The sequence below is a fragment of the Mycobacterium sp. NPDC048908 genome (genome assembly GCF_043197955.1).
Taxonomy (GTDB): domain Bacteria; phylum Actinomycetota; class Actinomycetes; order Mycobacteriales; family Mycobacteriaceae; genus Mycobacterium.
In genome coordinates this window covers 101029-115817 of sequence record NZ_JBICUE010000006.1, presented here as the reverse complement: position 1 = coordinate 115817, position 14789 = coordinate 101029, and the positions used below count along the sequence as shown (strand labels likewise).

General features: G+C 63.6%; 15 protein-coding genes. 12 read left to right on the top strand and 3 right to left on the bottom strand.

What is annotated here, in order from left to right; translation table 11 throughout:
- The first annotated feature begins 225 nt into the window (after positions 1–225).
- From ACGFK1_RS17595 to ACGFK1_RS17565, 7 genes are read left to right on the top strand one after another with little or no spacing between them, the layout of a single operon-like run.
- On the top strand, positions 226–756 hold the full coding sequence (locus tag ACGFK1_RS17595) for a carboxymuconolactone decarboxylase family protein (protein ID WP_393431584.1): 531 nt from the start codon (positions 226–228) through the stop codon (positions 754–756).
- Positions 757–764: 8 nt separating this feature from the next.
- Positions 765–2096 (top strand): aromatic ring-hydroxylating dioxygenase subunit alpha, encoded by a 1332-nt coding sequence (locus ACGFK1_RS17590; protein WP_393431581.1) that lies wholly within the window; start codon positions 765–767, stop codon positions 2094–2096.
- Complete coding sequence (locus ACGFK1_RS17585) at positions 2089–2418, top strand: hypothetical protein (RefSeq protein ID WP_393431578.1); 330 nt, start codon at positions 2089–2091, stop codon at positions 2416–2418. Before ACGFK1_RS17590 ends, ACGFK1_RS17585 begins: the two co-directional genes overlap by 8 nt.
- A gap of 2 nt (positions 2419–2420) precedes the next feature.
- Positions 2421–3641 carry an amidohydrolase family protein gene (locus ACGFK1_RS17580; protein ID WP_393432351.1) on the top strand — a complete coding sequence of 407 codons (1221 nt, stop codon included), beginning with the start codon at positions 2421–2423 and terminating at the stop codon, positions 3639–3641.
- Complete coding sequence (locus ACGFK1_RS17575; RefSeq protein WP_393431575.1) at positions 3625–4086, top strand: nuclear transport factor 2 family protein; 462 nt, start codon at positions 3625–3627, stop codon at positions 4084–4086. The genes ACGFK1_RS17580 and ACGFK1_RS17575 overlap by 17 nt, the downstream gene beginning before the upstream one ends.
- Positions 4083–5207: an acyl-CoA dehydrogenase family protein gene (locus tag ACGFK1_RS17570; protein ID WP_393431572.1), complete on the top strand. Its 1125-nt coding sequence runs from the start codon at positions 4083–4085 to the stop codon at positions 5205–5207. The genes ACGFK1_RS17575 and ACGFK1_RS17570 overlap by 4 nt, the downstream gene beginning before the upstream one ends.
- Before the next feature lie 50 nt (positions 5208–5257).
- Positions 5258–5998, top strand: a complete 741-nt coding sequence (locus tag ACGFK1_RS17565; protein ID WP_393432348.1) for an acyl-CoA dehydrogenase family protein — start codon at positions 5258–5260, stop codon at positions 5996–5998.
- 77 nt (positions 5999–6075) lie between these two features.
- Here the strand turns inward: ACGFK1_RS17565 and ACGFK1_RS17560 are convergent, their stop codons facing one another.
- Both ACGFK1_RS17560 and ACGFK1_RS17555 read right to left on the bottom strand, forming a co-directional pair.
- Positions 6076–6858: an enoyl-CoA hydratase gene (locus ACGFK1_RS17560; RefSeq protein ID WP_393431569.1), complete on the bottom strand. Its 783-nt coding sequence runs from the start codon at positions 6856–6858 to the stop codon at positions 6076–6078.
- Positions 6859–6867: 9 nt separating this feature from the next.
- On the bottom strand, positions 6868–8043 hold the full coding sequence (locus ACGFK1_RS17555; RefSeq protein ID WP_393431567.1) for an acyl-CoA dehydrogenase family protein: 1176 nt from the start codon (positions 8041–8043) through the stop codon (positions 6868–6870).
- Positions 8044–8229: 186 nt separating this feature from the next.
- On the opposite strand from ACGFK1_RS17555, the gene ACGFK1_RS17550 reads away from it, so the two are divergent.
- The 5 genes from ACGFK1_RS17550 (at position 8230) to ACGFK1_RS17530 (ending at position 13940) form a co-directional block, all read left to right on the top strand.
- Positions 8230–8883, top strand: coding sequence for a TetR/AcrR family transcriptional regulator (locus ACGFK1_RS17550; RefSeq protein WP_393431564.1), 654 nt, complete (start codon positions 8230–8232; stop codon positions 8881–8883).
- 400 nt (positions 8884–9283) lie between these two features.
- Entirely contained in the window at positions 9284–10495 is a 1212-nt protein-coding gene (locus tag ACGFK1_RS17545; RefSeq protein ID WP_393431561.1) for a cytochrome P450, read from the top strand.
- Between the two features lie 37 nt (positions 10496–10532).
- A complete protein-coding gene (locus ACGFK1_RS17540) occupies positions 10533–11372 on the top strand; it encodes a mycofactocin-coupled SDR family oxidoreductase (protein ID WP_393431559.1) in 840 nt (279 codons plus the stop codon).
- Complete coding sequence (locus tag ACGFK1_RS17535; RefSeq protein WP_393431556.1) at positions 11369–12442, top strand: phosphotransferase; 1074 nt, start codon at positions 11369–11371, stop codon at positions 12440–12442. Before ACGFK1_RS17540 ends, ACGFK1_RS17535 begins: the two co-directional genes overlap by 4 nt.
- A gap of 67 nt (positions 12443–12509) precedes the next feature.
- Positions 12510–13940: a wax ester/triacylglycerol synthase family O-acyltransferase gene (locus ACGFK1_RS17530; RefSeq protein ID WP_393431553.1), complete on the top strand. Its 1431-nt coding sequence runs from the start codon at positions 12510–12512 to the stop codon at positions 13938–13940.
- Here the strand turns inward: ACGFK1_RS17530 and ACGFK1_RS17525 are convergent.
- Positions 13937–14743 (bottom strand): lysophospholipid acyltransferase family protein, encoded by an 807-nt coding sequence (locus ACGFK1_RS17525; protein ID WP_393431550.1) that lies wholly within the window; start codon positions 14741–14743, stop codon positions 13937–13939. The genes ACGFK1_RS17530 and ACGFK1_RS17525 overlap by 4 nt on opposite strands.
- Positions 14744–14789 lie beyond the last annotated feature (46 nt).

Below are 14789 nucleotides of genomic sequence, written 5' to 3'. Positions count from 1 at the left end.
CTTCGTTGGAGCAGTGATGTTCTCTGTCTTAGAAAACTACCTTCTCATACAGCGAGAATCAATGTTCGTCATCGCGCTTATGGGCCGCAGGCAGCACCGTTGGTCCTCGGCGAGCACCGCCGTGACCGGCCCTTCCGGCTGTTCGGATTGACCAATTGCCGAAAAGGTGGAAACCTATTGGCGAAATATGAGAACCTGATTCTCGTGAACGAGAGGAGACGGCCCATGCGGGTGACGCCGCTACCGGCGGACGACTGGGACGACACCGTCGACCATGCCCTGTCCGGTCTGCTGCCGCCCGAGCGCCGCAACCCCGAAGCCGCGGGCAATCTGCTGGCGACGCTCGTCCGCCACCCCAAGTTGACCAGGGCGTTCCTGCGTTTCAACAGCCACCTGTTGTACTCCTCGACGCTGCCGCCGCGCCTGCGTGAACTCGCAGTGCTTCGCGTCGCGCACGTGCACGGCTCCGAATACGAGTGGAACCACCATGTCCGCATGGGCAAGGACGCCGGCCTCACCGACGACGTGATCGACGGCATCCAGCGCGGTGAGGCTACCGACGAACTCGACCATGCCGTCCTGCGCGCCGTCGATGAACTCCAAGACAAATCGGCGATCTCGGACTCGACGTGGACGTCGCTGTCAGAGCACTTGGACGAGCGCCAGCGGATGGATCTCGTCTTCACGATCGGGTGTTATGGCGCACTTGCCATGGCGATCAACACCTTCGGCGTAGAACCTGACGAGGAAAGGTAATCAAACCCATGGCATTCTTCCCGAAGCCAGAGGCTGGTAGCTGGACAGAGAACTGGCCGGAACTCGGTACAGCGCCCGTCGACTACACCGATTCGATCGACCCCGAGCAGTGGAAGCTCGAACAGCAGGCCATCTTCAAGAAGTGCTGGCTGAACGTGGGCCGGGTCGAGCGGCTTCCCAAGAAAGGCAGCTACTTCACCCGCGAGATGCCCTCGGCGGGCGTCGGAACATCGGTGATCATCGTCAAGGACGGTGACAACGAGGTGCGGGCCTTCTACAACATGTGCCGCCATCGGGGAAACAAGCTGGTGTGGAACGACTATCCCGGCGAGGAAGTCTCCGGCACCTGCCGTCAGTTCACGTGCAAGTACCACGCCTGGCGGTACTCCTTGAAGGGCGATCTGACCTTCGTGCAGCAGGAGGGCGAGTTCTTCGACCTGAACAAGGCGAACTACGGGCTGGTTCCGGTGCGCTGCGAGGTGTGGGAGGGCTTCATCTTCATCAACTTCGACAACGACGCCGAACCACTGATCGACTATCTGGGCGACTTCGCGAAGGGCCTTCAGGGCTATCCCTTCCATGAGATGACCGAAACCTATTCGTACCGAGCGGAAGTCAACTCGAACTGGAAGCTGTTCATCGACGCGTTCGTCGAGTTCTACCACGCCCCGATCCTGCACATGAAACAAGCGGTGAAGGAAGAAGCCGAGAAGCTGGCCGGCTACGGTTTCGAGGCTTTGCACTACGACATCAAGGGCCGCCACTCGATGATCTCGTCGTGGGGCGGGATGAGCCCACCCAAGGACGAGAGCATGGTCAAGCCCATTGAACGCGTGCTGCACAGCGGGTTGTTCGGACCGTGGGACCGACCGAAGATCAAAGGCATCCTGCCGGACGAGTTGCCGCCGGCTGTCAACCCGTCGCGTCACCAGTCCTGGGGGCAGGATTCGTTCGAGTTCTTCCCGAACTTCACGCTGTTGCTCTGGGCGCCGGGCTGGTACCTGACCTATCACTACTGGCCCACCGACGTCGACAAGCACATCTTCGAGTGCACGCTGTACTTCGTTCCCGCGACGAACACCCGTGAGCGGCTCGCACACGAACTCGCGGCGGTCACGTTCAAGGAGTACGCATTCCAGGACGCCAACACCTTGGAAGCCACCCAGACCATGATCAATACCGGTGTGGTGAAGGAATTCCCGTTGTGTGACCAGGAAATACTGCTCCGCCACCTGCACAAGACGGCATGGGACCACGTGAACGCATACAAGAAGGAAAACGGTCTGGCGAACGGCCAGGCGACGTCGAGGGCGAGTCAAAAGGATGCCATCAATGCCTAAGTTGCCCGAGGAATTCGCCGACCTGGAGCGGTTCACCCACTGGTGCCTGCCGACCGAGGAGGAGCGCTACCAGAAGCGGCTGTCCTCGACGATGGCCGAGATGCAAGACTTCTACGACACCGCGTTTCCTCGGCTGGAGGCCGTGATGGAGTACTGCGATGCGAGGTTCCCGCTGGACGGTATGCCCGATGACGCCAAGGCGCTCATCCACATGATGCAGTCACTGGTGAACGTGTCATTCCCGATCGAGGTGTGGAAGCAGCCCCGTGTTCTCGACAGCGGCGCAACATATATCACGTGCATCAAGGAGCCGGTGGTCTAGAGGTGCTGACCCTCAGAGCAGCGGGTCTGGTCGACGTCGACGCCGGTGAGATCATCCGGCCGGGAATCGTTCGCATCGATGGCGATCGGATCGTCGGCATCGGGGGATCTGCAGAGGGTGACGTCATCGATCTCGGGGACGCCATTCTGCTGCCCGGCTTGATGGACATGGAGGTCAACCTCCTGATGGGCGGTCGTGGGGAGAACCCTGGCTTGTCCCAGGTCCAGGACGATCCCGCTACGCGGGTGCTTCGCGCCGTCGGCAACGCACGCCGCACGCTGCGTGCCGGGTTCACCACGGTGCGCAATCTCGGATTGTTCGTCAAGACAGGCGGATACCTGCTCGACGTCGCGCTGGGCAAGGCGATCGACGCCGGATGGATCGAAGGCCCCAGGGTGATTCCGGCGGGCCACGCGATCACCCCGACCGGTGGGCATCTCGACCCGACGATGTTCGCCGCGTTCATGCCGGGCGTGTTGGAGCTGACCATCGAGGAAGGCATCGCCAACGGCGTCGACGAGATCCGCAAGGCGGTGCGTTACCAGATCAAGCACGGTGCCCAGCTGATCAAGGTGTGCTGTTCGGGTGGCGTCATGTCGCTCACCGGAGAGCCTGGCGCACAGCACTATTCGGACGAAGAGCTACGGGTCATCGTCGACGAGGCGCACCGGCGCGGGCTCCGCGTCGCCGCACACACGCACGGTGCTGAGGCGGTCAAGCACGCCGTCGAGTGCGGCATAGACTGCATCGAGCACGGCTTTCTGATGGACGACGAGGCCATCAAGATGATGGTCGACAACGATCGCTTCTTGGTGACCACCCGGCGGCTGGCCGAGGCCATGGACGTCTCGAAGGCCCCAAAAGAGCTGCAGGACAAAGCCGCCGAGATGTTCCCGAAGGCCAGGACGTCGATCAAGGCGGCTTACGAGGCGGGCGTGAAGATCGCCGTCGGCACCGACGCGCCCGCCATCCCGCACGGCAAGAACGCCGACGAACTGGTCACCCTGGTCGACTGGGGCATGCCCGCCGATGCGGTGCTGCGCGCAGCCACCGTCGTCGCAGCGGACTTGATCAACAAACCCGATCTGGGTCGGATCGCCGAGGGCCATCTCGCTGACATCATCGCCGTCCCCGGCGATCCGCTGGCGGATATCAGCGTTACACGAGATGTCAGCTTTGTAATGAAGGGCGGTAAGGTCTTCAGACATGAGCAATCGAATTGAGGATCTGGTCGAGATCCAGCAGACGCTCGCCAGGTACGCGGTCACCATCACTCAGGGGGACATCGACGGGCTCATTTCGGTGTTCACCCCGGACGGCACCTACAGTGCGTTCGGCTCCACCTATACCTTGGCCCGTTTCCCGGAACTCGTGGATGCCGCGCCGAAGGGCTTGTTCATGACCGGGACCGCACTGATCAACCTCGATCCGGACAACCCCGACGCGGCGACCGGTACCCAACCGTTGTGCTTCATCGAGCACTCCAAGCACGACATGCGGATCGGCTACTACAACGACACATATGTCCGCACCGACGAGGGCTGGCGGCTGAAAACCCGTGCCATGACGTTCATCCGGCGCAGCGGCGACCACGATTCCGGCCGTCCGCACGCGATCGGAAGGCCTGATCCCGATGTCGTCCCCAGTGCGGCTCCGGAGGCAGGATGAGCGATCTTTTCGAGCCCGCCGCCTTCCGCACCGCGCTACAGAACTGGCTCGACGAGAATGACCTGACTCCCCCGGCGGGTGCCGATTCGCTCGACGCTCACCAGGCGCAGCACCTTCGTGTGCTGAAGGCGCTCTACGACGCCGGCTGGATGCGTTACGGCTGGCCGGAATCGGCAGGCGGACTGGGGGGGCCCGACATCCTGCGCGCGATCGTCGGCGAGGAGATCGTCGGACGCGGAATCGACCATCCCGGACCGTATTCGATGCTCGATGTGCTCACTCCGACGATGATCGACTACGCACGACCGGAGTTGGCCGCCGAGATGGTGCCCAGGCTGCTGTCGGGTCAGGAATCGTGGTGCCAGGGCTTCTCGGAGCCCGGCTCCGGGAGCGATCTCGCATCGTTGACCACGCGCGCCGTTCAGGACGGCGACCAGTGGATCGTCACCGGCCAGAAAGTGTGGACCAGCTTCGCGCAGTTCGCCACGCGATGCATCCTGCTCACCCGCACCGGCGACGCGCAAACCCCCGATCATGAGGCGATCACCGCGTTTTTCGTGGACTTGGACAGCCCCGGCGTCACCGTGCGTCCGCTACGCACCATGCACGACGTCGACGAGTTCTGCGAGGTGTACTTCGACGATGTCGCGGTACCCGCGGACCGGATGCTAGGCAAGCCCGGCGACGGGTGGCGGCTGGCAATGGACTTGCTGCCCTATGAGCGCTCGACCTGTTTCTGGCAGCGCATCGCGTATCTGTACTCCAGGTTCGACGCGTTGATCGACCAAGTCAAACGGCAGGGGCAAAGCGTCGATTCGGAGCTGGGCGAGACCTATCTGGCGTTGCACACGTTGCGGTGCAGGTCCAGAGCTACCCAGCTGCGGCTGGCCGAAGGCCACAAACTCGGCCCTGACACATCCATTGACAAGGTGTTGCTCGCCAGCGCAGAGCAGCGGCTTTTCGACACCGCACGTGACCTACTGCCCGGCGCCGTCGAACTCGATGACACCCAATGGCGCACGGAATACCTGTATTCGCGGGCAGCGACCATCTACGGCGGCACCGCCGAAGTGCAGCGCAACATCATCGCCCGGCGGCTACTCGGCCTGGGAAAGGAATAGGCGTGGACACCGAGTCGCTCGATCTGCTCGAGGACGGGCTGCGCAAGACCATGCTGTCGGTCTCCGGCACCGAACTCGATGCGGCGCTGGCGGACCTGGGCTGGGCCGACATGCTCTCCGACATGCCCGATGTGGCGATACCGCTGGTGTTCCGCTTGATGGGTGAAACCGGTTCGCACGCTTCGGTTCTCAATGATGTGCTGCTCGAGACCATCGGCGGTCTGCCAGGCGGAACGCCGCCCATGCCATACGCAGGCGGCGCCTGGGTGGTGTGGGAGCGGGCTAATACCAGCGACTCGACACTCGGCGGGCTGCCGCTGCGCCGGGTACCCGACGGCGAGCTGATGCGGATGGGCGAAGCCAGGCGGGCGCTGGGCTGGTGGTTGGTCGGTTCAGCAAGGGCGATGCTGAACCTCGCGCGACAGCATGCGCTCGACCGGGTCCAGTTCGGCCGGCCGATCGCCTCGTTTCAGGCGGTCCGGCACAGGCTTGCCGAGACATTGGTGGCGATCGAAGGCGCCGAAGCGACGCTGATCCTGCCCGGCACCGAGAGCCCGGACCTGAGCGCGATGCTGGCCAAGGCCGCCGCGGGCAAGGCCGCGCTGACCGCGGCCAAGCATTGCCAGCAGGTGCTCGGCGGCATCGGTTTCACCGCCGAGCACGACTTGCAGCAGCACGTGAAGCGGGCGCTGGTCCTCGACGGATTGCTCGGCAGCTCAAAGGAACTCACCCGCAAGGCCGGGGCCGGTCTGCGGGCCCGCGGCTCGGTGCCGCGCCTCGCCCAGCTGTAACCTCCCGCGAGTGACCGTGTCTGCACGTCAACACGCCGTCAAGCGGTGGCATTTTGCGGTCGCTCGCGCTAGAACGGTTACTTGATGTTGGCCTTCATCTGGTCGAGGTTGACCAGCACCGGCCACCCGCTGACACTCAGCGCGTTGCCATGGCCCGTCTGGTGGATGTCGAACACCGACTGAATGGCCGCGTAGAAGCCCTGCACGTCGAGGGTCTGGTTGACGGCGCGCTTGGCCTGCCGCAGGGCGAACGGGGGCATCTTGGCGATCTGCTCGGCCAACGCGCGGGTTTGCGAGTCAAGCTCCTCGCGCGGCACCACCCTGTTGACCATGCCCGTGCTGAGCACCTCTTCCGCCGTCATCGCGCGGCCGGTGAACAGGATCTCCTTCGCCTTGCGCGGACCCAATTCCCATGTGTGCCCGTGATATTCGACGCCGCCGATGCCCATCAGCACGACCGGGTCGGAGAACTGCGCGTCGTCGGCGGCGATGATCAGGTCGCACGGCCAGCACAGCAGTAGCCCGCCGGAGATGCACCGACCCTGGACCGCCGCGATCGACGGCTTCGGCACGTTGCGCCAGCGCAGCGTGTACTCGAGATAGCGCTTGGCCTCGTGCTGGATGATGAAGTCGAGCGTGACCTTGTCGGGCACCGGCCCGCCGCCACGAAGATCGTGACCCGCCGAGAAGTGCTTTCCGTTGGCGCGCAACACGATCACCGTGACATCGGGGTCCTCGGCGGCGCGGGTCCACGCCGCGTCGAGTTCGTCGAGCAGTTCCGGGTTCTGCGCGTTGGCGGCTTCCGGGCGGTTCAGTGTGATGGTGCCGATGCGGTCGGCGACGTCATAGTCGATGTACACGGTCGTTCCTCAATTTCGGGGCAAGCCCAACCCTCGCTGGGCAATGATGTTTCGCTGTATTTCGGACGTCCCGCCGGCGATGGTGCCGCCGAACGACCGGACATAGCGCTCGAACCAACCGGCCCGATACAGATCGAGGTGGTGCGCGCTGTAGGGGCCGGACATGCCGGGGTGCGCCAGACCGCAGTCACCCGAAGCGCTCAACGCGTGTTCCGATGCCGTCTGCGCGGCCTCCGACCCGAACAGCTTGAGCACCGACAGCGCCGCGGAATCGTCGTCACCACGCGCCGCGCGCGCCAGCGCGATCGACCCCATCAACCGCAGCGCATGGTTGTCCATCACCAGCGTGGCGTACCGGTCACGGTCCAGCGCAGAGGACGGACGGAAGTCCTCCACCAACTCCTGCAACCGGTCGGCATAGCTCAGCCACAACATATTTCGCTCGTGACCCAAGGACCCGCTTGCCACCCGCCAGCCCTCGTTCAGCGGCCCGACCAGATTTTCGGCAGGCACCCGCACGTCGTTGAAGAACACCTCGTTGAAGTCCAGATCATCGACGTCGCACACCGACGCGAACGGTCGCCGGACCACGCCGGGCAGGTCGGTCGGGATCATGAGTGCACTGATCCCCTTGTGTTTGACGGCATTCGGATCAGTCCGAACAAAAGTCAGTAGCACGTCGGCGTCATGCGCGCCGGACGTCCACACCTTCTGCCCGTTGACCACGAAATGGTCGCCGTCCAGTTCGGCACGGGTGCGCAGCGACGCCAGGTCGGAGCCTGCGCCGGGCTCGCTCATGCCCAGCGACGCCGTCATCTCGGCACGCAGGATCGGCACCGCCCATTGCTGCTGTTGCTGCGGAGTTCCGAACGAGATCAACGACGCCGAGATGATCCCGACGCCCTGCGGATTGAATGTCAAATACACGCGGCGACACGCCAATTCCTGTTGATGCACGTACTGCTGCAGCAGTGTGGCGTTTCGGCCGCCGAATACGGGAGGGTGCCCGGGCAGCAGCCAGCCGTTGTCGAACAGCAACCGCTGCCAGCGGCGCGCCCACCCGGGAACGTGGCTACTCGATCGCGAGCGCTCGAACGCCTCCGCCTCGGCAGGCAGGTTGGCGTCCACGAAATCCACGAACTCCGCCCGGAAGGCCTCGACGTCAGCGTCGAAGGTCAGCTGCACACGGCGCTCCTGGGAAGAAAAATGCAAAGGCTACTGTTATCTCCAAAATGAGAATACTATTCTCATGATGAGAAAGTTACAATCTCTAGCACGTGAACCGCGAAGGGGTCGAGGACCGCGATGGCAAGGCGTTCTCCGGTACAGTCAGTGCATGTTCTCCCCAATCGGCCGGGATCAGAGCCGCCGGTGACCAGCCCCAGCGAAGAACCCGCCTGGAAGCAGCGAGCGGTCGAGCGATCGATCAAGACCGCAAAGCTGCGGGCGGCGCAACGCGTTCAGCGATTCCTGGACGCCGCACAGGCCATCATCATCGAAAAGGGCAGCACCGACTTCACGGTGCAAGAGGTCGTCGACCGTTCGCGCCAGTCTCTGCGCAGCTTCTACCTGCAGTTCGACGGAAAACACGAACTGTTGCTCGCGCTGTTCGAGGACGCGCTGAGCCGGTCCGCCGACCAGATCCGCGCCGCCACATCGAGCCAGAAGGACCCGCTCGAGCGCCTCAAGGTCGCCGTCCAACTGCTTTTCGAGTCGTCTCGACCGGACCCGACGGCAAAGCGGCCGCTGTTCACCGACTTCGCGCCCCGGCTACTGGTTTCCCACCCGTCCGAGGTCAACATCGCGCATGCGCCGCTGTTGGCGCTGCTCACCGAGTTGATGGAAGCCGCCGCCGACTCAGGCAGGCTGCGTCCGGGCATCAATCCCAAGCGGATGGCCGCGATGACGATGCAGACCGTGATGTTCGTCTCGCAGCACAGCGGGGAGCCCGAGGACGGTGCGGGTAATCCGATCACGGCCGACGAAGTGTGGGACTTCTGCTCGCATGGATTCGCGGCGGGTTAACACGAGAATTCGGTTCTCTGTGGCGTAGAACGGCGCTTACGCTGATGTCTGCGCGAGCTCTGGTCGATCTGCTGTGCGACTGGATCGACGCTCGATGCCATCGGCCGACGGCGGGGATCTTCGGCGGCCAACTCCGCGCGCGATTCCACCCGGATGCGTAGGCGATATGTCCAGACCAGGCCGTCAAAACTCGGCGTCCTCCGCTTCCCCGACGAACAGGCGTGATGTCCGGGTGGATTTCCGCAGATCGCGTGCCATATGAGAAGCTCATTCTTGTAAGCGGAGAGCTTAAGTTGCAGTAACGGAGTCTGTTGTTGACACCCGTGGCAGCCCGGTGCCAGAGTTGCGAGACAAATACAACCCATCTGTCTTACGCCCAGGTTCAGCGAAAGGCGACACCGTGACGATCAGTGCGGAAAATTCCGACGTGCAGGACGCCGCCACAGCCGACGAGTTGTACTACGACCCGTACAGCGTCGGCCTCAACATGAATCCGTATCCGGTGTTCGCCCGCATCCGCGAGGAAGCGCCGCTGTACTACAACGCCAAGCACGACTTCTACGCGTTGAGCCGATACGACGATGTCAACAAGGCCGTGATCGACCACGAAACGTTCATCTCCGGCCGCGGCGCGCTGCTCGAGATCATCAAGTCCGGAATGGAGATCCCGCCCGGCACACTGATTTTCGAGGATCCGCCGATCCACAACATCCATCGCAATCTGCTGTCGCGGATGTTCACGCCGCGCAAGGTCCTCGCCCTGGAACCGCAGATCCGCGAGTTCACCGCCCGCTGCCTTGACCCGTTGGTGGGCACTGGGCGCTTCGACTTCGTCAACGACCTCGGCGAGCAGATGCCGATGCGGGTGATCGGGATGTTGTTGGGCATTCCGGAAGAAGATCAGCGTCGAGTGACCGACCATGGCGAAGCGACGCTGCAGAGCAAGGAAGTCAATCTCCTGGCCACCGGCGAGGTGTTCGCCGAGTTCATCGACTACCGCACCGAGCACCCGTCCGACGACATCATGACCGACCTGCTGAACGTCGAATTCACCGACGAGACCGGCACCGTGCGACGGCTGCGCCGTGACGAACTGCTGATGTACCTGACGGTGATCGCGACTGCGGGGTCGGAAACCACGACTCGGCTGATCGGCTGGGCAGGCAAGACGTTGGCCGAGCACCCCGACCAACGTCGTGAACTGGCGGAGAATCCCGACCTGATTCCCCAGGCGATCGAAGAGATCCTGCGCTGGGAGCCGCCTGCTTTGCAGATTGCCCGCTACGTCACCCGGGACGTCGAGTACTACGGACAGACCGTGCCAGAAGGCTCTGCGATGCTGATGCTTGTCGGCGCCGCCAACCGCGACCACCGCCGCTTCCCGCCGAACGGCGACGTGTTCGACATCCATCGAGAGCAGCACGCGCACATGACATTCGGTGCGGGGACGCACTTCTGCATGGGCAACGCACTTGCACGTCTCGAGGGCCGAATCGCACTCGAGGAAATCCTCAAGAGGTTCCCGAGCTGGGAGGTCGACTGGCCCAACGCTCGTCCGTCGCAGACGACTGCTGTCCGCGGCTGGGAATCCATGCCCACGTTCGTTTCCTGAAACCGTCAACAACAACCACCAGAAGGACGACAGACACATGGCAGGACGTGTAGAAGGCAAGGTCGCTTTCATCACCGGTGCGGCGCGCGGGCAGGGCCGCGCGCACGCGGTACGGCTCGCGCAAGAGGGCGCCGACATCATCGCCGTCGACATCTGCAAGAAAATCGACACGGTCGACCTGATCGCGGCCTCCACTCCCGAAGATCTCGCCGAGACCGCCGACCTCGTCAAGGGTCACAACCGGCGCATCTACACCGCCGAAGTCGATGTGCGCGACTACGACGCGCTGAAGGCCGCCGTCGACACCGGCGTCGAACAACTGGGGCGTCTAGACATTATCGTGGCCAACGCCGGCATCGGCAACGGCGGCCAAACACTGGACAAGACCAGCGAAACCGACTGGACCGCCATGATCGACATCAATCTGGGCGGCGTATGGAAGACCGTCAAAGCCGGTGTCCCCCACATATTGAAGGGCGGCCGGGGCGGCTCGATCATCCTGACCAGTTCGGTCGGCGGCCTGAAGGCGTACCCCCACACCGGCCACTATGTCGCCGCCAAACACGGTGTGGTCGGCCTGATGCGCACCTTCGCCGTCGAACTGGGCGCACAGAACATCCGCGTCAACTCCGTGCACCCGACCAATGTGAACACGCCGCTGTTCATGAATGAACCCACCATGAAGCTGTTCCGTCCCGATCTGGAGAACCCGGGCCCCGATGACATGAAGGTCGTCGGCCAGCTGATGCATACGCTTCCGATCGGCTGGGTCGAACCCGAAGACATCGCCAACGCCGTACTCTTCCTGGCTTCCGACGAAGCCCGCTACATCACCGGTGTCACACTGCCCGTCGACGGCGGCAGCTGCCTGAAGTGACGACGGCCGAGTTGTCCATTCCGCAGGGATGGGACGAGATCACTGCGGAGTGGATGACGGCGGCGCTGGCGCAGCACTTCCCTGGAGCATCCGTCGACCGAGTGACAGTCGCACTGCGTGACGACGGCACCAACCGCCGGGCCCGCCTCGAGCTGAGCTATTCAGCAGGTGCGGGTCCGGCGACGGTGTTCGCGAAGGCCGTGGACCCCGAGCACGCCGATCTGGTTGCGCTGACGAGCGGCCTGTATCACGAGCCGCGGCTGTTCATGTCGAGAGTTGCTCTGCCGCTTGACCATCCGCAGGTGTACACGGCGATCATCGATGAGGACCACCGCGACTTCCTGATGATCATGGAAGATGTCGTCACTCGCGGGGCAGATCCGCGCGATTCGACGAGGCCGATGACCGTCGACCAGGTGGCCAGCGGCGTGCGCGGGCTCGCAAGGATGCACAGCGAGTTCTGGGGTGACCGCGTCACGCGGAATCCGTCCTTGGAATGGGTAGAGCCGTTTGTGGCGTTCGACGGTCTGCAGTACGCCCCGTTGCACATCGCTCACGAGCGACTGGGCGACACCGTGCCTGCCGAAATCACCGCGCTCAACGGGACAGAACTCTTCGTCGACATCTGGGCGCGCTACATCAGCACGCTGACGACATCTCCTCAAACGCTTCTCCACGGCGATCCGCACATCGGCAACACCTACGTGTTGCCCGACGACGAAGTCGGGTTCCTCGATTGGCAGATGGTCCGCCGCGGGAATTGGTCACTGGATCTGGGCTACTTCCTGCAGGGCGCGTTGACCATCGAGGATCGTCGCGCCGGCGAGCGACAACTCCTCGAGGAGTACCGCGGCGCGCTCGAACTGCCCGCCGAGCAGATGCCGAGCGCCGACGAGGTGTGGTTGCGGTACCGCGCCTCGGTCGCACACGGGTTGGCGATCTGGATGGCGACGCTGTCGGGCGGCGACGCATGGCAACGACCGGACATCTGCCTGGCATTCACGCAGCGATACTCGGCGGCGTTCGCCGACTTGGACACCCGCGCGGTCTTGGACGCCATCGCCGGTTAACGTCATTCGCCCGAAACCGCCCGAACGCTCGTGGCTCTAGTGCTTCGATAGAGCGCGGGGGTGGAACATGAAGCGACTCAACGGCATGGACGCCATGCTGCTGTACAGCGAGACGCCGAACCTGCACACGCACACGCTCAAGGTTGCGATCGTGCACGCCGCCCAGTTCGACGGTGAATTCACCTTCGACGTCTTCAGGCGCACCATCGCGCGGCGGCTGCACCTGCTCGACCCGCTGCGCTACCGACTGGTCGACATCCCGTTGAAGCTGCACCATCCGATGTGGCTGGAGGACTGCCCCGTCGACCTCGACTATCACCTGCGGCGCGTTCAGGTCCCTGCGCCCGGTGGCCGACGCGAACTCGACCAAGTGATCGGCACCATCGCCAGTACCCCGCTGGACCGCACTCGACCGCTCTGGGAATTCCATTTCGCCGAAGGCATGACCGACGACCGGTTCGCGCTCATCGGAAAGGTGCACCACACGCTTGCCGACGGCGTCGCATCAGCGAACCTGCTCGCACGACTGATGGATCTCGCGGGTTCGACTCAGGACGAGAATGACGACTACCCCGTCTGTGATGCGCCCAATAAGCGGCAGCTGCTCTGGGAAGCGCAACTCGATCACTTCCGCAACATGGTCGCCTTACCCGCATTGATGCGGGACGCCGTGCGCGGCGCAACGCGGGTTCGCCGCAAAGCACGCGAGCGCGAAAACGACGCCCAAATGGCCAGGATCTTCAAGACGCCGCAGACGTTCCTCAACCACATCGTCTCCCCCGTGCGGACATTCGCGACCGCATCGCTGTCGCTTGCCGAGATCAAGGAGACCGCCAAGCACCTCGGCGTGACGTTCAACGACGTCGTGCTCGCAATGGCCGCTGGCGGCCTGCGCGAACTGCTGCTGCGCTACGACGGACGGGCGGATCAGCCCATTCTCGCTTCCGTCCCCGTCAGCACCGACCGCTCGGCGGACAGGATCACCGGCAATGAGATAAGCGGTCTTGCTGTCTCGCTGCCGGTGCACGTCGACGACCCCTTGGAACGGGTGCGGTTGACAGCGGTCGCCGCCAACCGGGCCAAGGAAGACAACGAGTTGTTCGGCCCGCAGTTGCATGGCCAGATGATGGAGTACCTACCGCCGCCGCTGACACCCGCCTTGTTCCGCTGGCAGGCGAAACGCACTGCGCGCAACAAGATCATGAACGTCGCGGTGTCGAACGTGCCAGGGCCGCGCCAACGTGGCCACATCGGCGGCGCGCCGGTCAGTGAAATCTATTCCGTTGGAGTACTTTCCGCGGGCAGTGCGTTCAACATGACGGTATGGAGCTACGTCGACCAACTCGACATCGCTGTGCTGTCCGACGACCGCACCTTCGACGACACCCACGAAGCCACCGATGCAATGGTGCATGCGTTCGGCGAGATCCGGCGTGCCTGCGGATTGGCCGCAGCCACTACCGTCGGGACCGCGATGGCCCCTGCCACTGCGGGCTAACCCAGGATCGGGAAGCGGCGTTCGGCGGCGAGTTCGTCCAGCGCCTTCTGCATGACAGCGCGGACGTGCAGGTCGACCTGGTCGATGTCGGGGTCGTCACCGAACTGGGCGGTGATGTCGATCGGATCCAGCACGCGCGTGACAATCTTGGCGGGCAACGGGACATTCGGCGGGAAGATCGCGGACAGCCCGAACGGAAAGCCGAAACTGATCGGCAGGATCTCCATCCGGGCCTTTGTCAGACCCAACCGCCGAGCAATGGAATCGCCTCTGGCAAGGAACAATTGGGTCTCCTGGGCGCCAATCGACACCATCGGCACGATCGGCACTCCGGTCTCGATGGCGGTCCTCACATAGCCTTGGCGACCATTGAAGTCGATGACGTTCTCCGTCAACGTCGGACGGTAGGAGTCGTAGTCGCCGCCGGGGAACACCAGCACCAGCGCGCCGTCGCGCAGCGCCTTGGCCGCATTCTCGCGGCTTGCCTCGATCACGCCGGCGCGCCGGAGCCAGTCACCGATGTTCGCGATGAACACGCCGTAGTGCGCCAGCGTGTAAACCGGCCGGTCGAAACCAAACTTCTCGTAGAACGCGGGCGCGAAGACGAGTACGTCTGGCGTGAACATGCCGCCGGAGTGGTTCGAAACAACCAGAGCGCCGCCCGCTTTCGGAATGGACTCCAGACCGCGCACCTCGGCGCGGAAGTACCGCTTGATGAGTGGACCGACCCGGCTGGCGATCTGCCGGGCGAACCCGGGATCCCACTTCGCGGTTTCCGGTTTGTCCACCCCGTCGCTGCTCATGTCTAGCCTGTTCCCTGCGTCGTCCCCCAAGAATCAGAGTATGCTA

Excerpts from the sequence above, each read along its gene's own strand:
- ACGFK1_RS17570 (WP_393431572.1), top strand. The coding sequence starts at position 4,083 with ATGAGCGATCTTTTCGAGCCCGCCGCCTTCCGCACCGCGCTACAGAAC.
- ACGFK1_RS17540 (WP_393431559.1), top strand. The coding sequence starts at position 10,533 with ATGGCAGGACGTGTAGAAGGCAAGGTCGCTTTCATCACCGGTGCGGCG.
- ACGFK1_RS17585 (WP_393431578.1), top strand. The coding sequence starts at position 2,089 with ATGCCTAAGTTGCCCGAGGAATTCGCCGACCTGGAGCGGTTCACCCAC.
- ACGFK1_RS17590 (WP_393431581.1), top strand. The coding sequence starts at position 765 with ATGGCATTCTTCCCGAAGCCAGAGGCTGGTAGCTGGACAGAGAACTGG.
- ACGFK1_RS17565 (WP_393432348.1), top strand. The coding sequence starts at position 5,258 with ATGCTGTCGGTCTCCGGCACCGAACTCGATGCGGCGCTGGCGGACCTG.
- ACGFK1_RS17575 (WP_393431575.1), top strand. The coding sequence starts at position 3,625 with ATGAGCAATCGAATTGAGGATCTGGTCGAGATCCAGCAGACGCTCGCC.
- ACGFK1_RS17530 (WP_393431553.1), top strand. The coding sequence starts at position 12,510 with ATGAAGCGACTCAACGGCATGGACGCCATGCTGCTGTACAGCGAGACG.
- ACGFK1_RS17595 (WP_393431584.1), top strand. The coding sequence starts at position 226 with ATGCGGGTGACGCCGCTACCGGCGGACGACTGGGACGACACCGTCGAC.
- ACGFK1_RS17525 (WP_393431550.1), bottom strand. The coding sequence starts at position 14,743 with ATGAGCAGCGACGGGGTGGACAAACCGGAAACCGCGAAGTGGGATCCC.